Origin of the sequence: Amaricoccus sp. (genome assembly GCF_036846665.1) — a bacterium.
GTDB lineage: Bacteria > Pseudomonadota > Alphaproteobacteria > Rhodobacterales > Rhodobacteraceae > Amaricoccus.
Genome location: NZ_DAIUBO010000068.1, coordinates 1 through 17,500, shown reverse-complemented (window position 1 = coordinate 17,500; position 17,500 = coordinate 1). Strand labels below are relative to the sequence as shown.

At 68.4% G+C, this 17,500-nt stretch carries 23 protein-coding genes and 1 tRNA gene; 13 read left to right on the top strand and 11 right to left on the bottom strand.

Annotation, left to right across the window (positions count from 1 at the left end):
- Window positions 1–488 precede the first annotated feature (488 nt).
- Both V7050_RS08735 and V7050_RS08730 read right to left on the bottom strand, forming a co-directional pair.
- Entirely contained in the window at window positions 489–1,400 is a 912-nt protein-coding gene (locus V7050_RS08735; RefSeq protein WP_324367233.1) for a dihydrodipicolinate synthase family protein, read from the bottom strand.
- 231 nt (window positions 1,401–1,631) lie between these two features.
- Window positions 1,632–2,123, bottom strand: a complete 492-nt coding sequence (locus V7050_RS08730; RefSeq protein ID WP_324367235.1) for a winged helix-turn-helix transcriptional regulator — start codon at window positions 2,121–2,123, stop codon at window positions 1,632–1,634.
- Window positions 2,124–2,208: 85 nt separating this feature from the next.
- Between V7050_RS08730 and V7050_RS08725 the strand changes: the two genes are divergently transcribed.
- The 7 genes from V7050_RS08725 to V7050_RS08695 all read left to right on the top strand — a co-directional run bounded on the left by V7050_RS08725 (window position 2,209) and on the right by V7050_RS08695 (window position 7,299).
- Window positions 2,209–2,850, top strand: a complete 642-nt coding sequence (locus V7050_RS08725; RefSeq protein ID WP_324367237.1) for a dihydrofolate reductase family protein — start codon at window positions 2,209–2,211, stop codon at window positions 2,848–2,850.
- Between the two features lie 17 nt (window positions 2,851–2,867).
- On the top strand, window positions 2,868–3,191 hold the full coding sequence (locus V7050_RS08720; protein ID WP_324367240.1) for a hypothetical protein: 324 nt from the start codon (window positions 2,868–2,870) through the stop codon (window positions 3,189–3,191).
- Window positions 3,192–3,263: 72 nt separating this feature from the next.
- A complete protein-coding gene (locus tag V7050_RS08715; protein ID WP_324367242.1) occupies window positions 3,264–3,905 on the top strand; it encodes a TetR/AcrR family transcriptional regulator in 642 nt (213 codons plus the stop codon).
- Window positions 3,902–4,561 (top strand): glutathione S-transferase family protein, encoded by a 660-nt coding sequence (locus V7050_RS08710; protein ID WP_324367244.1) that lies wholly within the window; start codon window positions 3,902–3,904, stop codon window positions 4,559–4,561. The genes V7050_RS08715 and V7050_RS08710 overlap by 4 nt, the downstream gene beginning before the upstream one ends.
- A 46-nt stretch (window positions 4,562–4,607) precedes the next feature.
- Window positions 4,608–5,030, top strand: a complete 423-nt coding sequence (locus V7050_RS08705; RefSeq protein ID WP_324367246.1) for a VOC family protein — start codon at window positions 4,608–4,610, stop codon at window positions 5,028–5,030.
- 12 nt (window positions 5,031–5,042) lie between these two features.
- Complete coding sequence (locus tag V7050_RS08700) at window positions 5,043–5,525, top strand: VOC family protein (RefSeq protein ID WP_324367248.1); 483 nt, start codon at window positions 5,043–5,045, stop codon at window positions 5,523–5,525.
- A 628-nt stretch (window positions 5,526–6,153) separates the two neighbouring features.
- On the top strand, window positions 6,154–7,299 hold the full coding sequence (locus V7050_RS08695) for a mechanosensitive ion channel family protein (RefSeq protein ID WP_324367250.1): 1,146 nt from the start codon (window positions 6,154–6,156) through the stop codon (window positions 7,297–7,299).
- On the opposite strand, the gene V7050_RS08690 is transcribed toward V7050_RS08695, so the two are convergent.
- Together V7050_RS08690 and V7050_RS21025 are read right to left on the bottom strand one after the other, a co-directional pair.
- Complete coding sequence (locus V7050_RS08690) at window positions 7,289–7,573, bottom strand: hypothetical protein (protein ID WP_324367251.1); 285 nt, start codon at window positions 7,571–7,573, stop codon at window positions 7,289–7,291. The genes V7050_RS08695 and V7050_RS08690 overlap by 11 nt on opposite strands.
- A gap of 14 nt (window positions 7,574–7,587) precedes the next feature.
- Window positions 7,588–7,986 carry a hypothetical protein gene (locus V7050_RS21025; protein ID WP_442885616.1) on the bottom strand — a complete coding sequence of 133 codons (399 nt, stop codon included), beginning with the start codon at window positions 7,984–7,986 and terminating at the stop codon, window positions 7,588–7,590.
- Between the two features lie 231 nt (window positions 7,987–8,217).
- On the opposite strand from V7050_RS21025, the gene V7050_RS08680 reads away from it, so the two are divergent.
- From V7050_RS08680 to modC, 4 genes are read left to right on the top strand one after another with little or no spacing between them, the layout of a single operon-like run.
- Window positions 8,218–8,598, top strand: coding sequence for a winged helix-turn-helix domain-containing protein (locus V7050_RS08680; protein ID WP_324367275.1), 381 nt, complete (start codon window positions 8,218–8,220; stop codon window positions 8,596–8,598).
- Window positions 8,599–8,601: 3 nt separating this feature from the next.
- A complete protein-coding gene (modA, locus tag V7050_RS08675) occupies window positions 8,602–9,456 on the top strand; it encodes a molybdate ABC transporter substrate-binding protein (protein ID WP_324367254.1) in 855 nt (284 codons plus the stop codon).
- 3 nt (window positions 9,457–9,459) lie between these two features.
- A complete protein-coding gene (gene modB / locus V7050_RS08670; RefSeq protein ID WP_324367255.1) occupies window positions 9,460–10,155 on the top strand; it encodes a molybdate ABC transporter permease subunit in 696 nt (231 codons plus the stop codon).
- A complete protein-coding gene (gene modC / locus V7050_RS08665; protein ID WP_324367257.1) occupies window positions 10,155–11,249 on the top strand; it encodes a molybdenum ABC transporter ATP-binding protein in 1,095 nt (364 codons plus the stop codon). Before modB ends, modC begins: the two co-directional genes overlap by 1 nt.
- Before the next feature lie 393 nt (window positions 11,250–11,642).
- Here modC and V7050_RS08660 read toward each other — a convergent pair.
- The 6 genes from V7050_RS08660 to V7050_RS08635 all read right to left on the bottom strand — a co-directional run bounded on the left by V7050_RS08660 (window position 11,643) and on the right by V7050_RS08635 (window position 15,728).
- Window positions 11,643–11,719: transfer RNA gene (locus V7050_RS08660), tRNA-Arg, on the bottom strand.
- 233 nt (window positions 11,720–11,952) lie between these two features.
- A complete protein-coding gene (locus V7050_RS08655; protein WP_324367259.1) occupies window positions 11,953–12,276 on the bottom strand; it encodes a phosphoribosyl-ATP diphosphatase in 324 nt (107 codons plus the stop codon).
- Window positions 12,273–13,034, bottom strand: coding sequence for an imidazole glycerol phosphate synthase subunit HisF (gene hisF, locus V7050_RS08650; protein WP_324367261.1), 762 nt, complete (start codon window positions 13,032–13,034; stop codon window positions 12,273–12,275). Before hisF ends, V7050_RS08655 begins: the two co-directional genes overlap by 4 nt.
- 34 nt (window positions 13,035–13,068) lie before the next feature.
- On the bottom strand, window positions 13,069–13,791 hold the full coding sequence (gene hisA / locus V7050_RS08645) for a 1-(5-phosphoribosyl)-5-[(5-phosphoribosylamino)methylideneamino]imidazole-4-carboxamide isomerase (RefSeq protein ID WP_324367263.1): 723 nt from the start codon (window positions 13,789–13,791) through the stop codon (window positions 13,069–13,071).
- 210 nt (window positions 13,792–14,001) lie between these two features.
- Complete coding sequence (locus V7050_RS08640) at window positions 14,002–14,832, bottom strand: amidohydrolase family protein (protein WP_324367265.1); 831 nt, start codon at window positions 14,830–14,832, stop codon at window positions 14,002–14,004.
- On the bottom strand, window positions 14,829–15,728 hold the full coding sequence (locus tag V7050_RS08635) for an IclR family transcriptional regulator (protein WP_324367267.1): 900 nt from the start codon (window positions 15,726–15,728) through the stop codon (window positions 14,829–14,831). The genes V7050_RS08640 and V7050_RS08635 overlap by 4 nt, the downstream gene beginning before the upstream one ends.
- Window positions 15,729–15,828: 100 nt before the next feature.
- Here V7050_RS08635 and V7050_RS08630 point away from each other — a divergent pair, with 100 nt between their 5' ends.
- Both V7050_RS08630 and V7050_RS08625 read left to right on the top strand, forming a co-directional pair.
- Entirely contained in the window at window positions 15,829–16,941 is a 1,113-nt protein-coding gene (locus V7050_RS08630) for a mandelate racemase/muconate lactonizing enzyme family protein (protein WP_324367269.1), read from the top strand.
- Entirely contained in the window at window positions 16,938–17,267 is a 330-nt protein-coding gene (locus V7050_RS08625) for an L-rhamnose mutarotase (protein WP_324367271.1), read from the top strand. The genes V7050_RS08630 and V7050_RS08625 overlap by 4 nt, the downstream gene beginning before the upstream one ends.
- 44 nt (window positions 17,268–17,311) lie before the next feature.
- Here the strand turns inward: V7050_RS08625 and V7050_RS08620 are convergent.
- Window positions 17,312–17,500: hypothetical protein (locus V7050_RS08620; RefSeq protein ID WP_324367273.1), on the bottom strand; the 189-nt coding region annotated here is incomplete at its 5' end.

Below are 17,500 nucleotides of genomic sequence, written 5' to 3'. Positions count from 1 at the left end.
CAGGGGCCCGATCCGGTCGAAGCCGATGCGGAGCCCGCCCTCGGCGAAGTCGCCGTGCGGCCTGCGCTCCGGGGAGGCCGGCCCGGGCGATGGCGAGCGCGGCGAGGGTCCGGCGGGACATGGGACGATCCTTGCAGGGGCGTCATCTTCGGGAATCCATCCTCCCGCCCTCGACCAGCCCCCTTTGTGTCGTGCAACTGGCCTCGCGTCATCGGCGCCAGAAAAAACCTTGCAATAACAATATTTTAAGTCGCGTTTCATCGTGAAACGCCCCCCTGCCAATGCGCCGGAGCGGGCGCGATGACCGCGGGCCGAATCGATCGGGCGGATCTTGCATGGCGCAACCGCTCGGCCGAACACCGGCCGCCGGCGCCACCGGTGCCTGCCTGACCTGCAGCCAGGAAGCCCGCGATCATGCCTCGCGCGGGCGGGGGGGGTCGCCCAGCCTGACCTTCGGAAGGATTTGGGTGATCGGACCGGATCCCGTGCTACCGGCCCCAGCGCAGGACGAGCGGATCGATCGGCTCCAGCAGGTCGATCAGCCGCTGGCGAATGGCGGGGTGCAGGGGGGCGATGGGATGGCGGCAGAATTCGGAGCGGATCACGCCGCCCTCGACCATCGCCGCCTTGCACGACCGCCAGCCGCATTGACGGTTCTCGTGGTTGATGGCCATGGCGACGCGGCCATAGGCCTCGGTCGCCCCGGCGATGTCCCCGGCGAGATGCTTTACGATGACCGGCTTGATGCGGTCGACGATCATGCCGCTCGTCATCGACCCGGTCGCGCCGGCGTCGAGATCGGCGAGAAGCGTGATCCCCTCCTCGCCGTCGAACGGCCCCTCGACGGCATCGCCGCCTTCGGCGATCAGCGCGCGGAGCTTGTTCGCGGCCTGCGGGCATTCGATCTTGAACAGCCGCACTTCCTCGATCTCGCGCGCCATGCGCACGAGCAGCGGAACCGGAAGCTCGACCCCCGAGAGCGGCGCGTCCTGCACCATGATCGGGATGCCGACCTCGCCGACGGCGCGGAACTGCTCGCAGGTCTGCTCCGGCGTGCCCTTCAGCAGCGCGCCGTGATAGGGCGGCATCATCATCACGACATCGGCGCCGAGATCCCTGGCGAAGCGCGCCCGGTCGACCGCGATCTGCGTGGCGAAATGGCTGATGGTGACGATGACCGGCACCCGGCCCGAGACGTGCTCGAGGCAGAGCCGGGTCAGGATCGCGCGCTCCTCGTCGGAGACCAGGAACTGCTCGGAGAAATTGGCGAGGATGCAGATCCCGTCCGCACCCTGATCGATCAGGCAGTCGAGCACCCGCTTCATGCCGTCGAGATCGAGCGCCCCGTCCTCGTGGAACGGCGTGGGTGCGACGGGCCAGATTCCACGATAACGGGTCATTCGGTTCCCTCGAAATTGTCGCGATGCATGGCGGGGACGGCGATCCCGCGCCCGTTCTCCTCCGGCCGCTCGAACCGGTGGTAGAGGAGTTCCTGTCGCACCTCAACGTCGAACAGGGCGAAGCAGCGGCCGGTCGGGCGGCCAGCATCGGCCACCGTCCGGATGCAGCGCCGGCCAAGCCCGGAACGAGGGGAAGGGAGCAATGTATCGCATCGTGATCGGCCGTCGGTGCTATCCCGCGCCTGCGACTGCCATCAGGTAGGCATCGGTCAGTTCCCTGATCACGGAGCGCTGCGGCGGCTCCGTGCCGAGGTGCAGGCTGCGCAGTTCCGCCATGAACGCCTGCCACATCGCCGGCCCGCCTTCTTCGAGAAGCCGGGCGCGGATCGAGAGTTCCCGCGTCGCCGGGGTGAAGCGGCGGCCCCAGGCGCCCATCTCGGCGAGCAGCGGCACCAGCTGGATCGCCGGCTCGGTCAGGCTGTAGACCGTCTTCTGCTTGTGCGCAGGGTCGGGGCTCGTCGAGAGCAGGCCGGCATCCACCAGCTTCCGCAGCCGGTCGGCCAGGATGTTCGAGGCGATGCCTTCCACTGAATTGTTGAGCAGGTCGCGATAGTGCCGCCGGTTCCCGAACATGATGTCGCGGATGACGATCAGGCTCCAGCGGTCGCCGAGCGTCTCGAGCGTCAGGTTGATCGGGCAGCCGGACCGGATCGGTTTCTGCATTCGGGTCTCCGTAAACTGCTTGCAGAATAGGTACGGTTTCGCTATAGGGCAACAGCTTGCAGAATGCATACCGAAGGGGGCGGCCGTGAGCAGGGTGATCGTCTCGGGGTTCTCGCTTTCGATCGACGGCTACGGCGCTGGGCCGGACCAGAGCCAAGAGAACCCGCTCGGGAAGCGCGGCGAGGCACTGCACACCTGGATGTTCGGCACCCGGATGTTCCGCAAGATGCTGGGCAAGGACGGCGGCTCGGAGGGGGTCGACAACGACTATGCGACCCGGTCGATGGACGGCTTCGGCGCCTTCATCCTGGGCCGAAACATGTTCGGCCCGGTCCGCGGTGACTGGCCCGACGACTTGTGGAAGGGCTGGTGGGGCGACAATCCACCCTATCACGCTCCGACCTTCGTGCTCACCCATTACCCGCGCGACCCCGTGGTGATGGAGGGCGGCACGGTCTTTCACTTCGTCACGGACGGGATCGCGGCCGCGCTCGAAAAGGCCAGGTCGGCGGCCGGGAACAGGAACGTGAAGATCGGCGGCGGTGTCTCGACGGTGCGGCAATATCTTCAGGCCGGCGCCATCGACGAGTTGCATTTCGCGGCCTCGCCGGTGGTTCTCGGACGCGGCGAGGCGATGTTCGCGGGACTCGATCTGCCGGCGCTCGGCTATCGCATCGTCGGGCACGAAGCGACGGATGCCGCGACGCATGTCAGGCTCGCAAGATAGGGGAAGGAGGCCGCGCCATGCCCGGTTTCATCGCCATCGGCTACGGCGACCGGGCCGGCTACGACCGCACGCCGCAGCCCGTCAGGGACGCGGCCCACGCGCAGGACGCGAAGCTCATTGCCGAAGGCGCCCTGATCGGGATCGCCGGCGCGCCGGTGCAGGTGCGCAATCCCGATGCGGCCGGCCTCGAGATCCGCGACGGCCCGTTCATGATTTCGGTCCTGCCGGTCGCCGGCTTCGCGGTGATCGAAGCCGCAGATCTGGCGGAAGCGATCGAGAATGTCTCGCAGGTCCCCTGTGCCGTTGCCCATGGTGTCGTCGAAGTCTGGCCACTGGAATAGTCGCGCAGATCTTGTCGACGGGTTCCGAGCAAGTTGCTTGACATACATACCATCCAGTTGGTATGTATCGCCATGCCCAGACCAACCAAGGTTGATCCCGATCGCGGCGACGCCCGCACGAGGCTGCTGGCGGCCGCACGCGACGTGATACGGGCACAAGGTTTTTCCGCCACCACGGTGGACGAGCTGTGCAGGGTGGCCGGTGTGACGAAGGGAGCCTTCTTCCATCATTTCGAGAACAAGGAAGCCCTCGGTGTTGCCGCCGCCGCCTTCTGGGCCGAGACGACATCCGCCTTCTTCGCGAATGCGTCTTATCACGATCATGCCGATCCCTTCGACCGGCTGATGGGCTACGTCGAGTTCCGCAAGTCCATCATCGAGGGCGAGCCCGCCGCCTTCACCTGTCTCGTCGGCACCATGGCGCAGGAGGTCTACGAGTCGCACCCGGCCATCCGCGACGCCTGCGCGGCCAGCATCTTCGGTCACGCCGCGACGCTGGAACCGGACATCGCGGCGGCCATGGCCGCGCGCGGGATCAGGGCGGACTGGACACCCGCCAGCCTTGCCGCCCACACCCAGGCCGTGCTGCAGGGTGCCTTCATCCTCGCCAAGGCCACCGGCGACCGTGCGGTGGCACGCGACAGCGTCGATCACCTGAAGCGCTACATCCAGATGCTTTTCGCGGCGAACGGGGTGCCGGAGGTGTCGCGATGAATGCGCGGCCGATCCCGACCGTCACCGCCTTCAGACGTTCGCCCGACGGGGGGAGGGGGCTCGCGCGCGACATGCGGGTGCGCTGGGCGCTCGAAGAGGTCGGCCAGCGCTACGATATCCGTCCGGTCTCCTTCGCCGCGATGAAGCAACCCGCGCACCTGACGCTGCAACCTTTCGGCCAGATCCCGACCTTCGAGGAAGGTGCGTTGACGCTGTTCGAGACCGGCGCGATCGTGCTTCATATCGCCCGGACCCGGACCGGGCTCCTGCCCGACGATGCCGACGCCCAGGCGCGCGCGATCATGTGGATGTTCGCGGCCGTCGGCACGATCGAGCCGCCGATCGTCGAGCGCGAGGCCGTCATCTACTTCGAGCACGGCGAAAGCTGGTTCGCGCAGCGCCTGCGCGCCGTCGAGGAGCGCATCCGCGGAAGGCTGGCCGACCTGTCGCGCAGTCTGGGGGAGGCCGACTGGCTCGACGGCGGCTTCAGCGCAGGCGATCTGATGATGGTGGATGTCCTGCGCCGGCTGGGCGGGTCCGACCTGCTCGATGGCCATCCGAACCTTTCGGCCTATGTCGTGCGCGGCGAGGCGCGCCCGGCCTTCAGGCGGGCGTTCGATGCGCAACGGGCCTTCTTCCTGGCGGCGGCGCCGTGACCCGTTCCTTCGAAGACATCTCTCACCACCAGAGGAGAATTCAGAAATGGAACCGACAATCTACCTCTTCTTCAAGGGCAATTGCCTCGAGGCGATGACGCATTATGCCGAGGTTCTCGGCGGCGAGATCGGCGGCGTCTTTCGCAATGCCGACGCGCCCGATCCGGAAAGCCGCATGCCCGGCGGCGACGACCTGGTCATGAACATGAGCATGCGCCTCGGGAACGCGACGGTCATGGCTTCGGACAGCCCCGCGGAGATGTACAGCAAACCGGAGGGTTTCCGCATTTCGATCGCCCCCACGTCGCGCGACGAATTCGACCGAATCCACGGCGCGCTGGCAAAGGACGCGACTTCGGTGGAGATGGCGCCCGACGAAACCTTCTGGGCGGAGCGTTTCGCCATGTTCACCGACCGGTTCGGCACGCCTTGGATGCTGAACTTCGAAGGCAGCAAGGCCCAGAGCTGAAAGGAGACCGCCATGACCGAACTCGTCACCTGCCTGTGGTTCGACCACGGCGAAGCAAGGAAGGCCGCGGAATTCTACGCCGCGACCTTTCCCGACAGCCATGTCGGCCGTGCCAGCGCGGCCGCGAGCGACTTTCCCGGAGGCCAGAAGGACGACGAACTCACGGTCGAGTTCACCGTCCTCGGGCGCAGCTTCATCGGCCTGAACGGCGGCCCGACCTTCACGCCGGACGAGGCCGTCAGCTTCATGGTCCTGACCGAAAGCCAGGAGGAAACCGATCGCTACTGGAACGCGATCGTCGGCAGCGGCGGCGCCGAGAGCGCCTGTGGCTGGTGCAAGGATCGCTGGGGCTTCTGCTGGCAGATCACGCCGCGGCGTCTGATAGAGCTGACGACGGGTTCCGATCGCGGCGCGGCGAAGCGCGCCTTCGAGGCGATGATGACCATGCGCAAGATCGACATCGCGGCACTCGAGGCGGCGGTCGACGCCGCCTGAGGGAAACGGATGATGCCGCTTGGCCGAGCCGGGCAGATCCATGGCGGCTTCGTGCCGAGTGTCGACGCCCGATAGGGTTCGGAGGGGGAGGTGACTTGCCGAATTCATCGCCTCGGACAGGGGGACGTGCCGTTGTTCGAGGCGATGCTGGGTCTTATTCGGTGCGGTATTCGATGACGAAGCCACCTATGGGCCGCGACCTGCGCGCCGCGGACATGTGCCGCGGCTCATCGCCGGCCCGACCTCGCTCGTCCAGCGCAGCCATTGTGATCGACAGGCATGCCGACTGGCCGGACATCCGGCAGGAAGACTCGGATTGCCGGTCTGGTCGAGGTGATGGAACGCCTGCTCTTGACGCTACGGTATTGGGAAGGGCCTGAGCAACGACGCGCGTGAAACGAAGATCGCCAGGTTTCTGGGCACTCTTGAGCGGTCGCCCTGACTACCTGTGGTTCCTTCCCGATATCGTTCCACGAGCGGCAGAGCTGTGCGGCTGCCGGTCGCCGTGGCGCTCGGCTGTGGACCGCGACCCCACGCCTGACCCTTTGCCGGACGACGCTGACCGGGTTGCGTCTCCTGGCGGGGGCGTGCAAACAACCAGCGGAACGCAGCAACGGAAGGTGACGTCATGTCGACGCTTGCTCGCCTCATTCTGCTCCTCGTGCTTCTCGGAAGCGCCCCGGCTCAGGTGGCGGCGCAGCTGGCTCCGGGGGGTGGCGATCCGCCGCCCCCGCCGCCGGTCTCGACCGATGACGTGCGCGCCGCGCTCGAAGAGCTTCTGGCGGCCGGCGGCGAGGAGCCCGAGGCGATCACCACGGGCGATCCCGAGATCGACCCCGGCGCGCTCGACTTTCTGCTCGAGCCGCTGACGCTCGAAGAGCTCCGGCTCGAGATGTCGTCGTGGAGCGGCCTTCTGCGCGAGGCGGTGGCCGAGCTCTCGTTTGCCGAGCTCGAGCTCTTCGAGCTCAACAGCGCGCAGGCGGAGGCGGCCGAGGCCGCCGCGGGGGGCGAGACCGAAGGCGAGGCCGCCACCGAACCCGAGGGCGACGCGGCCGCGGCCGAGGCCGAGATGACTCCTGAGCAGGAGGCGCTGGTCGAGCGGATCTCCGAGATCAGGGAGACACGGACCGCCATCTCGGACCGCTTCCGGCTGGTCATGGACGCCTTCGAGGCCAAGGGCGGCGACCCGACCGAGACCGAGGAGTATCGCGCCTACATCGCCGACGTCGGCGGCGTCACCGTCGACACGCGCAACTGGCGCACGGCGCTCCTGACGATCCAGGAGTGGGCGGTGGCCGAGGACGGCGGGCGGCGGCTCGCCCGGAACCTCGGCATCGTCGTTCTCGCGACAGCGATCGGCTTCGCCATCGGCTGGGTGGTGAGCCTTGTGGTGAACCTCGCGCTGCGCCGCACCGAACTCAGCTCGAAGCTGATGCGCAGCTTCCTCCGGCGCTGGATCGAGCGGGTCGGCGCCCTGGTGGGTTTCCTCGTCGGGCTGTCGTGGATCGGCACCAACATGACGCCGATCCTCGCCGGTCTCGGCGCCGCGGGCTTCATCCTCGCCTTCGCGCTGCAGAACACCATCAGCAACTTCGCGAGCGGCATGCTGATCCTGTTCCTGCGACCGTTCGACGCCGGCGACGAGATCGAGGCGGCAGGCACCTCGGGCAAGGTGGAGCGGGTGAGCCTCTTTTCGACCTACCTGACCACGCCCGAGAACCGGACGGTGATCGTCCCGAACAACAAGATCTGGGAAGACGTCATCACCAACTAGGCGGCCGCCGCAACACGGCGGCACTCAGGCGGCAAGCCGGTCGCGCCGGGGGAGGCGCGACGGATCGAAGGCGTCGAATTCGGGATGAGCGGCCGGGGATGCAGGGCGCGATCTCGAGGCCGGTCGGGGCCTTGCGGAACCGGTCGCTGTCGGTGCCCTTGTCGGCGATCAGCACCTCGACGTCCGGCAGCATGGTCGCCGCGCCGCGATGGTCGCTGGCCTGGCCCTCGCTGAGCAGCGGGATCGGCGGCTTGCCCCCGCCGTCGCAGACCACGCGCAGCTTCGAGCTCAGGCCGCCCTTGGTTCGCCCGACACGGCGGGGATTGCCGGCTGACCGGAAATCGCTCCGGTGGATCGGTTTCCAGCCGGAAACCCCTTCCTGTGCAGGCTGGCGGCGGTGCGCTGGACGACGAAGCCGGTTTCGGTGCGCTCGATGATCGCGACGGGGCGCGGCGCAGCAGCGGCGACGCGCGGGCCCTGGCAGCCGGCGTCCGCAAGAAAGCGCTCGATGAAGGGGAAGCGCCGGCTGATGCGACCAGGAACCGGCGCCGCCCCGTCGCGATCCTGCACGCCGGCCGAGTGCACCTCGATGCGCAACGCCAGGCCGAGGGTGTGGCCGCGCCCGTTCGTGAGCCGGTAGCGGGGCCTCGGCTTCGGGGCAGGGAGCTTGCGGATGCGCGGGGTCATCCCAAGCGTGAACCACTTTCCTCGCAACAGAGGAATCCCCTCATTTCAGTCGCTTCCGTGCAACAACGCCCTTCTGCAATCCCAACTCCGTCGGCTTCCGACCTTTTCTCCGGCGGCGGATTCACCGATTCTGCCGCCCGAGGGAGCGGCACGGTCGTGCCGTTGATCGAAAGCCGTGCATTCTTCTTGCCATGCTTGATAGCAAGCGCCGTTTCCGTCACATCATGCGATATGCAGCTGGAACCACAACGCCCCTCCGAGCCCCGTCTGCGCATCCGGATCGTCTTCGGAGACCACGAGACGATCGGTCCGGGAAAGGCGGATCTGCTCGATGGGATCGACAGGTGCGGATCGATCGCTGCGGCGGGTCGCGAGATGGGCATGAGCTACAAACGGGCGTGGGAGCTGATCGGAACCCTGAACGCCATGTTCCGCGCCCCGTTGGTCGACAGCACGCGCGGCGGTCCGGGAGGCGGCGGCGCGGTGCTGACCGAACTCGGGCGCGAGGTCCTGGCGCAGTATCGCGCCTTCGAGGCGGAGGCAGCAGCGGGCGGCGCCGAGCACCTCGCGGCATTGCGGGCGCTGTTGAGGGATATTCCCGAGGGAAAATAGCGCTTGACCATGCGAATGGCGCATTGCGATATGTTCCGCCAAACATATCAGCATCAGGGAGTATCGTCCGTGTTCGAGCCAGGCTACACCTGTCCCTCCCTGCGGGCAGCGGCGTGCGCATTGACCATTGCTGTATCCGCCCCCGTGGTTGCCGCGGCCGATGACATCACCGTCTTTGCAGCCGCCAGCATGACCAATGCGCTGGCCGAGATCGAGGCGGACTTCGAGGCAGCGACAGAGCATGATCTCGTGATCTCCCTTGCGGGCTCCTCGGCTCTTGCACGCCAGATCCAGCAGGGCGCGCCCGCCGACATCTTCATTTCGGCCAGTACCGACTGGATGGACACGGTCGAGGCCGACGGCCTGGTCGAGGAAGGGACGCGGTTCGACCTTCTCGGCAACAGCATCGTTCTCATCGCCTTCGGCACGGAGGCCGGGCCGATCGAGATCGGGCCCAACACGGATCTGGCAGGCCTGCTCGGAGACGGCCGGCTTGCCATGGCGCTGGTCGATTCCGTGCCGGCCGGCGTCTACGGGAAGGCCGCGCTGGAGAGCCTGGGGCTTTGGGAGAGCGTCGAAGCGCAGGTGGCACAGGCCGACAACGTGCGCGCCGCCCTGGCCTTCGTTGCCACAGGCGAGGCTCCCTACGGCATCGTCTACGCAACCGATGCCGCGGCGGAGGACAACGTCACCGTGGTGGGCACCTTTCCCGCGGAGACGCACCCGCCCATCGTCTACCCGGCGGCGGATCTGGCGAGCCGCGACTTCCCGGCCGAGGCGGCGTTCCTCGAATACCTGCGCGGCCCCGAGGCGCGCGCGGCCTTCGAGCGGCAGGGTTTCATGGTCCTCGAACAATAGCCGATGACGGACTGGCTCGGCCCCGAGGAGTGGAGGGCCGTCACGCTCTCCCTCCAGGTTTCCATCTGGGCGACGCTCGTCAGCCTGCCGCTGGGGATTCTCGTGGCCTATGCCTTGGCGCGCTGGTCCTTCCCGGGCAAGCAGCTCCTGAACGGATTCGTCCACCTGCCGCTGGTCCTGCCGCCGGTAGTGACAGGCTATCTCCTTCTTCTGACGCTGGGTACGCGCGGCCCCGTCGGCAGCATCCTGGCCGATTGGGGCATCGTCTTCGCGTTCCGCTGGACCGGAGCCGCAGTGGCGGCCGCGGTGATGGCCTTCCCGCTGATGGTTCGCGCGATCCGGCTGTCGATCGAGGCGGTCGACCCCAGGCTGGAGCAGGCCTCGGCAACCCTCGGCGCCTCGCCGGTCTGGGTGTTCCTGACCGTTACGCTCCCGATGACCCTGCCCGGCATCGTCGCGGGTGTCATCCTCGCCTTCGCCAAGGCGATCGGCGAATTCGGCGCGACCATCACCTTCGTGTCGAATATTCCCGGCCAGACCCGCACAATCCCATCCGCGATCTACGCCTTCCTGCAGGCGCCGGGGGGCGAGAGCTCGGCGATGAAGCTCGTGATAGTCTCGATCGTCGTGGCGATGGGCGCCCTCTTCCTTTCCGAACTGATCGGACGCCGCGTGGCCGCGCGGGTCGGGGGCGCGTGATGCTGCACGTCGCCATCCGTCATGCCTTCGCGAGCTTCACGCTCGACGCAGAGTTTCGCGCTCCACCGGGCGTGACGGTGCTGTTCGGCCGCTCCGGGTCGGGCAAGACGACCATCGTCAACGCCGTGGCAGGGCTCCTGATGCCGGATCAAGGGCTCATCGCCTCCGGCGACTGGACCTTGCTCGACACGGCACGGGGCGTCCGGGTCAAGCCGCACCACCGCCGGATCGGCTACATCTTCCAGGAGGGGCGGCTCTTTCCGCATCTGACCGTCCGTCAGAACCTTGCCTATGGTGCATGGATGGCTCCGAAGGGCGCCGCACGCGAGGACATGGGCCGCATCGCGGAGCTTCTAGGGATCGGCCATCTGCTCGGCCGCCGCCCCGGCGTGCTCTCGGGTGGCGAGAAGCAGAGGGTGGCCATCGGCCGCGCGCTCCTGTCCGCCCCGCGCCTGGTCCTCGCCGACGAGCCGCTGGCCTCGCTTGACGAAGCGCGAAAGGCCGAGATTCTGCCCTATTTCGAGCGGCTGCGCGACGAGGTGAGCGTGCCGATGCTCTATGTCAGCCATTCCGCATCCGAGGTCGCGCGGCTCGCCACCACCGTGGTGGCGCTGGACGGCGGCCGCGTCGTGGCGCAGGGGCCGGCGGCCGAGGTGCTTGGCGACCCTTCGGTCCTGCCCGCCGGAGTGCGCGCGGTGGGCGCCGTGCTGACGGTGCGCGTTGCGCATCACCACGACGACGGGTTGACCGAACTCGAGGCAGGCGGCCTTCCCCTGTTCCTGCCGCGCGTGGCGCAGGCGACCGGCAGCACCCTGCGCGTCCGGATCGCCGCCCATGACGTCATCCTGTCGCGCACCCGGCCCGAGGGCTTGTCGGCGCTCAACATTCTGCCTGGGATAGTCCGCGAGGTTCGTCCCAGCGACGGACCGGGCGCCATCGTCGCGCTCAATACGGCGGCGGGGCGCGTGCTGGCGCACATTACGCGGCGCTCGGCCGATGCGCTCGGTCTCGCGGAGGGCGTGGAGATGCACGCAGTCGTCAAGACCGTCTCGGTCGCACCGTCGAACATCGGGGCCGGTGGACAGCCAAGGTGACGTCCCGCTGCTCGAGTTGGTCGCGGCCCGGCTTGGCCAGTTCCTCGAACTGGATGTTCAGGGGCGGGTCCTGTCCCGAAGACGTGGTCTGGCTGCCGGAAGCGCCGCATGGCGCCGTTCGAGCATGGGTTTCAGGAGCGAGGTCGGATGGCCGAGCATCGCCTATCCGGCGGCGAGCGAGAGGGTCGCGACGGCGGCGCGTCCGCATCGTGCCGGTTGGCGGCAGTCGCTTGCGCGGCGCCCTGCGCTTCGAAATGCACGGCGGTATTGCCGATCGATGGCGTCGAGGTGAACGACACGAACATCCGTATCCACGGAAGGCGGGCTGTTCTGGAGCGACTGGTGATGGGTGGCTGGGCGGTTCCGGCAGGAGTGCCAGGTTCTGGTTGCAAATGGCGCACCCATCAGGATTCGAACCTGAGACCTCTACCTTCGGAGGGTAGCGCTCTATCCAGCTGAGCTATGGGTGCTTGCCGTGTCGCAACTGCTTACGTGAACTCTCCGCGAGTTGAAAGATCAGAACGAGGGCCTCGCAAACCTTTGTTCCTACGGCCGCTTTCGGTCTCCTCTAGAATCGCCATGCCCTTGACAACCGCCTTCGGAGGCCGACAGCCCTGTCCAGCCGAGCCACGGGTGCCCCGAACGGTCTATATTCGACCGCCGCGGCCCGTGCAATGCAGATGACCGGCGAAGTGGCACCGCGTCAGCCGCCGGGCAGGCGCGCGGATTTTTCGGCGATGCCCGACCGGCCCTCGCGGCGCTCGAGTTCGGCGAGGACTTCGGCCCAGGCGACGCCGCTGGCGACGAGCATGACCTGCAGGTGATAGAGCGTGTCCGCGGCCTCGTGGACCAGCGCGCCCCTGTCGGCGCCGGCGGCCGCCACGATCGCCTCGATCGCCTCCTCGCCGAACTTCTCCGCACATCGGGCCGGGCCCCGGCCGAGCAGCGCCGCCGTATGTGACATCGCCGGATCGGCGCCGGCGCGGGATTCGATGGTCGCGAAGAGGCGGGCGAGCGTGTCGGTCATGCGGTCCTCACCGGAATGCCGGCCGCCGCCATCCTGGCCTTGGCCTCCTGGATCGAATGGGTTCCGAAGTGGAAGATCGATGCGGCCAGGACCGCCGATGCATGGCCCTCCGTGACGCCCTCGACGAGGTGGTCGAGCCTGCCCACGCCGCCCGAGGCGATCACGGGGACGGGCACCGCCTCGGCGATGGCGCGGGTCAGGGGCAGGTTGTAGCCGGCGCGCGTTCCGTCGCGGTCCATCGAGGTCAGCAGGATCTCGCCGGCGCCCCGCGCCGCCATCGCCTTCGCGAAGACGACGGCATCGATGCCGGTGGGGCGGGTGCCGCCATGGGTGAAGATCTCCCAGCGCCCCGGCGCGACGGTCTTGGCGTCGATCGCCACGACGATGCATTGATTGCCGAACTTGTCCGCGGCCTTCGAGACGCAGTCGGGGTCGGCCACGGCCGCGGTGTTGAAGCTGACCTTGTCGGCGCCCGCGAGCAGGAGCGCGCGCACATCCTCGGCCGTGCGGACGCCGCCGCCCACGGTCAGGGGCATGAAGCATTGCTCCGCCGTGCGCGACACCAGATCGAGCAGCGTTCCGCGCTTCTCGCGGCTGGCGGAGATGTCGAGGAAGCAGAGCTCGTCCGCGCCCGCGGCATCGTAGGCCCGCGCCGCCTCGACCGGATCGCCGGCGTCCACGAGGCCCTCGAAATTGACGCCCTTGACAACGCGGCCGTCCTTGACGTCGAGGCAGGGGATCACGCGGACGGTCAGCATCGGCCGGCAAGCTCCTGTTCCATGGCGGTTTTCCTCAGGCTGCGAGGCTGGCGACAGCCGAGGCCAGGTCGATCCGTCCCTCATAGAGGGCGCGGCCGGTGATGGCGCCGTCGAGGGGGGTGGGGATGTCGCGCAGGGCTTCGAGGTCCGCGAGCGAGGAGACCCCGCCGCTGGCGATGACCGGGATGGCGACGGCCGCGGCGAGGGCGGCGGTGGCGGCGACGTTCGGACCCTGCATCGCGCCGTCGCGCTCGATGTCGGTATAGACGAGGGCGGCGAGGCCCGCGTCCTCGAAGCGGCGGGCGAGGTCGACCGCGGTGGTGGCGGTGGTCTCGGCCCAGCCCTCCACGGCGACGCGGCCGCCGCGGGCGTCGATGCCGAGTGCGATCCGGCCGGGATGGGCCCGGGCGGCGCTGCGCAGGAGCTCCGGGTCGCGCAGGGCTGCGGTCCCGAGGATGACGCGGGCGACGCCTCTTTCCAGCCAGTCTTCGATGGTTTGCCGGTCGCGGATGCCGCCGCCGAGCTGCACGGGGATTTCGACGGCGCCGAGGATCGCCGCGACCGCCTCGGCATTCACGGGACGGCCGGCGAAGGCGCCGTCGAGGTCGACGAGATGCAGCCAGCGGCACCCCGCGGCGGCGAAGGCGCGGGCCTGGGCGGCCGGATCCTCCCCGAAGACGGTAGCCTGCGTCATGTCGCCGCGCAGGAGGCGGACGCATTTTCCGTCCTTCAGGTCGATGGCGGGATAGAGGATCATGGGCCGCTCCGGCTGGCTTTCGCGGGTGATAGCGCGGGGATCGGAGGAATGCAAAACCCCCGCGCCGAAGGCGTCACCGGCCGTGCACGCGCGCATTGCCGCTCGACCTCCGCCTGCCCGTTTCGGCCGTCGGACCGGCGTGAGGCAATGCCTCGCATTTGCCGGTTCGGGCAGGCCCCCCCGGTCCGATCGACTCCGCCGGATGGCGGATCAGAGGCCCCAGAGCGCCCGCGCATTGGCCGAGAAGAGCTGCTCGCGCTCTGCTTCGCTCGCACCCGCGACCAGCGCCCGGGTCGCGGCGATCCAGGCCGTGAGCCCGCCGCCCAGGGTGCAGACCGGCCAGTCGCTCCCCCAGACCACCCGGTCCCAGCCGAAGGCGTCGATGGTATGCTCGACCCAGGGCCGCAGCGTCTCCACCTCCCATTCCGGCCCGGCATAGGCCACGACCCCGGAGATCTTCGCCATCACGTTCGGCCGCCGCGCCATCGCGGTGATCCCGTCCCGCCAGCCCGAAAAGTTGCCGCCGGCGATATCCGGCACGCCGCAATGGTCCAGCACGAAGCGCACCCCCGGCGCGGCATCGACCAGCGCCATCGCCTGCGGCATCTGCCGCGGCAGCACGCAGAGATCGAAGCTCCGCCCCGTCCCGGCCAGCCGCCCGACGTTCTCCCGGAAGCGTGCGCCTTCCGACAGCGCATCCGGCATCACATGCAGCACCCGGCGGAAGCCCTTCACGAAGGGATCCTCGAGCGCCCGTTCCAGGGCGGCCGCGAAGCCCTCCTCCTCGGGCCGGCACGAGGCGATGCATCCCCGCAGGAGACCGCCCGCCGCCGCCTTGGCCTCAACGTAGCGCGTCTCCGCCTCGATCTGTGCCGGATCCACGTCCACCTCCATGTGGAGCGTGGCCGAGATGCCGCCCCGCTGCGCCTCCCGCGCATAATCCTCGTAGGGAAAATCCCGGTCCAGCGCCGGCACGCCCGCGAGCCAGGGATAGCGCAGGCGCCTCCGGTCGACGATGTGCAGATGGGTGTCGAGGATCATTCCGCCTCCCCGCCCTGCCTTGCACCGGATCCGGCCAGCCGGGACAGCGTCTCGGCCGTCGCCCGCATCAGGTCCACCGTCCGGGTGATGTCGGGTGCCTGCGGAGTGTTGACCAGCGTCACATAGGGCACCGTGAGCGCCGCGAGCGCCCGCGCGTCCGGCGCGAGCACCGGCGCCGAGAGGTTGAAGACCCCGGCCGTCTGCAGACTGGCCATCATCTCGTAGCCGCGGTCGCGGACCTGGTCGAGCCGGGCCGTGAACTCCGGCCCAAGGTCGCGGATCCCGCCGTGCCCGGCATTCTCCCGGAGCATCATCTGGCGTTCCTCCGCCGAGCGGAAGGCCAGCAGCACATGGCCCGATCCGGTGTCGAACAGGCTGACATGCGAGCCGACCCGGATCGAGATCCCCCAGTATCCCGGCGCCTCCTGCTGCGCGATCACCACCGCCGCCCCACGGTCGAAGACCGCGAGCTGGTTGGCCTGCAGCGTCGTCTCCGCCAGGTCGCGCATCAGCGGCGTCGCGAAGCTCACCAGCCGCCGGACCGGCGCATGCAGCTGCGCGAGGCCGAAGAGCTTCAGGGTCAGCGCATAGCGGTCTCCGTCGACCCGGGTGACATAGCCGCGCCGCACCAACCGGTCGAGCATCCGGTAGAATTCGTTGGGGCTGCGGTCCAGGCGCTTGGCGATCTCGGCCTGCGTCAGCCCGATATCGACCCCGGAGAGAAGCTCCAGGATGTCGAGCCCCTTGTCGAGCGCCGGGGCCCGGTAGCGGTCGGCATTCTCGTTTCTGACCAGGGGATTCTCCAGTGAACGCTGCCACGCGTATACGCATGGATTTCGGCGGCGGGAAGCCTGAAACGGGGCGCCTTGACTGATGAATGAATGTGCTGCTTGCATATGAATCGCCCGCGCGATGCAGCCGGGGCCCGGCGGCGCGGGGCCGGGGCGCCCGGGCTTCGATCTCGGTCGGGCCCGGCCGGACACTGAGGAAGTCGGAATGGCGACGATCGAGCGGATCGAGCTCCGGATGGTGGACCTCGTGCCCAAGGTGAAGCGCACGGACGCGATCCAGTCCTTCGTCTCCCAGGAGACGCCCATCGTCACGATCACCGACAGCGACGGCGCCAGCGGCACGGGCTATTCCTACACCATCGGCACCGGCGGCTCCTCGGTCATGCGGCTCCTCGTCGACCATCTCGCCCCGAGGGTCGTCGGACGGGACGCCGAGCGGATCGAGGCGATCTGGCACGAGCTCGAATTCGTGACCCATGCCACCACGATCGGCGCCATCACCGCCATCGCGCTGGCCGCCATCGACACCGCGCTCTGGGATCTGCGCGCGCGCAGGCAGGGGTTGCCGCTCTGGAAGCTCGCGGGCGGGGCGAGGGAGAAATGCCCGCTCTACACCACCGAGGGCGGCTGGCTTCACATCGAGACGGAGGCGCTGGTGGAGGATGCCGTCGCGGCCAAGGCGAAGGGCTTCGTCGGCTCCAAGGTCAAGATCGGGCGCCCGCATGGCTCGGAGGATCTCGCGCGCCTCTCCGCCGTGCGCAAGGCGGTCGGCGAGGGCTACGAGATCATGACCGACGCCAATCAGGGCTTCGGCCTCGACGAGGCGATCCGCCGCGCCGAGCGCTTGCGCGACATCGACCTCGCCTGGATCGAGGAGCCGCTCGCCGCCGACGACATCGACGGGCATATGCGGCTGAACGCCCGCAGTTCGACCCCGATCGCGGTGGGGGAATCGCTCTATTCGATCCGGCATTTCCGCGAATACATGCAGAAGGGCGCCTGCTCGGTCGTCCAGGTGGATGTGGGCCGCATCGGCGGCATCACGCCCTGGCTGAAGGTGGCGCATGCGGCGGAGGCCTTCGACATGCCCGTCTGCCCGCATTTCCTGATGGAGCTCCACGTCTCCCTCGTCTGCGCGGTCCAGAACGGGAAGTATGTCGAATACATCCCGCAGCTCGACGATCTGACCGGCAGGCGCATGACCATCGCGGACGGCTACGCCCATGCGCCGGAGGATCCCGGGATCGGCATCGACTGGGACTGGGACGCCGTCCGCGGCAGGAGCGTGGAGGAATTCACCAGGGAGATACGCCGATGAAGCGCATGGGCCTCGTCCTCGGCATCCGCCCCGAGGGGATCGCGGAATACAGGAGGCTGCACGCCGCCGTCTGGCCCGAGGTGCTGGCCAAGATCGCCGATTGCAACATCCGCAACTACTCGATCTTCCTGCGCCAGCCGGAGAACCTGCTCTTCGCCTATTTCGAGTACCATGGGCAGGACTTCGCCGCCGACAGCGCCAAGATGGCCGCCGACCCAGCCACCCAGAAATGGTGGTCGATCAACATGCCGCTGCAGGAGCCGCTCGCCAGCTGCCCCGAGGGCGAGTGGTGGGCGATGGCCGAAGAGGTCTTCCACGTCGACTGACACGACCTCCGCCGACAGGCTCGGATCGTCGCCTTGGAGGCGTCTCACGATGAGACGCAGGCTATCTGTTTGTTATCGGATGGTTTTTCAGAACGCGCTTCGGCGCGCCCCCACGACATGACCCCGAGGGATGGATCGGGCTTTCCGAGCCTTCGCCATGGCGCGGTTGCGGCGGCCTGATCCGAGCGGAGCAGGGGCCCGATCCGGTCGAAGCCGATGCGGAGCCCGCCCTC

Coding starts and splice junctions, on each gene's coding strand:
- hisF (WP_324367261.1), bottom strand. CDS start 13,034: ATGCTGACCGTCCGCGTGATCCCCTGCCTCGACGTCAAGGACGGCCGC.
- V7050_RS08695 (WP_324367250.1), top strand. CDS start 6,154: ATGTCGACGCTTGCTCGCCTCATTCTGCTCCTCGTGCTTCTCGGAAGC.
- V7050_RS08635 (WP_324367267.1), bottom strand. CDS start 15,728: ATGCAAGCAGCACATTCATTCATCAGTCAAGGCGCCCCGTTTCAGGCT.
- V7050_RS21025 (WP_442885616.1), bottom strand. CDS start 7,986: ATGACCCCGCGCATCCGCAAGCTCCCTGCCCCGAAGCCGAGGCCCCGC.
- V7050_RS08730 (WP_324367235.1), bottom strand. CDS start 2,123: ATGCAGAAACCGATCCGGTCCGGCTGCCCGATCAACCTGACGCTCGAG.
- modB (WP_324367255.1), top strand. CDS start 9,460: ATGACGGACTGGCTCGGCCCCGAGGAGTGGAGGGCCGTCACGCTCTCC.
- modC (WP_324367257.1), top strand. CDS start 10,155: ATGCTGCACGTCGCCATCCGTCATGCCTTCGCGAGCTTCACGCTCGAC.
- hisA (WP_324367263.1), bottom strand. CDS start 13,791: ATGATCCTCTATCCCGCCATCGACCTGAAGGACGGAAAATGCGTCCGC.
- V7050_RS08705 (WP_324367246.1), top strand. CDS start 4,608: ATGGAACCGACAATCTACCTCTTCTTCAAGGGCAATTGCCTCGAGGCG.
- V7050_RS08710 (WP_324367244.1), top strand. CDS start 3,902: ATGAATGCGCGGCCGATCCCGACCGTCACCGCCTTCAGACGTTCGCCC.
- V7050_RS08735 (WP_324367233.1), bottom strand. CDS start 1,400: ATGACCCGTTATCGTGGAATCTGGCCCGTCGCACCCACGCCGTTCCAC.
- V7050_RS08715 (WP_324367242.1), top strand. CDS start 3,264: ATGCCCAGACCAACCAAGGTTGATCCCGATCGCGGCGACGCCCGCACG.
- V7050_RS08640 (WP_324367265.1), bottom strand. CDS start 14,832: ATGATCCTCGACACCCATCTGCACATCGTCGACCGGAGGCGCCTGCGC.
- V7050_RS08630 (WP_324367269.1), top strand. CDS start 15,829: ATGGCGACGATCGAGCGGATCGAGCTCCGGATGGTGGACCTCGTGCCC.
- V7050_RS08680 (WP_324367275.1), top strand. CDS start 8,218: ATGCAGCTGGAACCACAACGCCCCTCCGAGCCCCGTCTGCGCATCCGG.
- V7050_RS08655 (WP_324367259.1), bottom strand. CDS start 12,276: ATGACCGACACGCTCGCCCGCCTCTTCGCGACCATCGAATCCCGCGCC.
- V7050_RS08720 (WP_324367240.1), top strand. CDS start 2,868: ATGCCCGGTTTCATCGCCATCGGCTACGGCGACCGGGCCGGCTACGAC.
- V7050_RS08700 (WP_324367248.1), top strand. CDS start 5,043: ATGACCGAACTCGTCACCTGCCTGTGGTTCGACCACGGCGAAGCAAGG.
- V7050_RS08625 (WP_324367271.1), top strand. CDS start 16,938: ATGAAGCGCATGGGCCTCGTCCTCGGCATCCGCCCCGAGGGGATCGCG.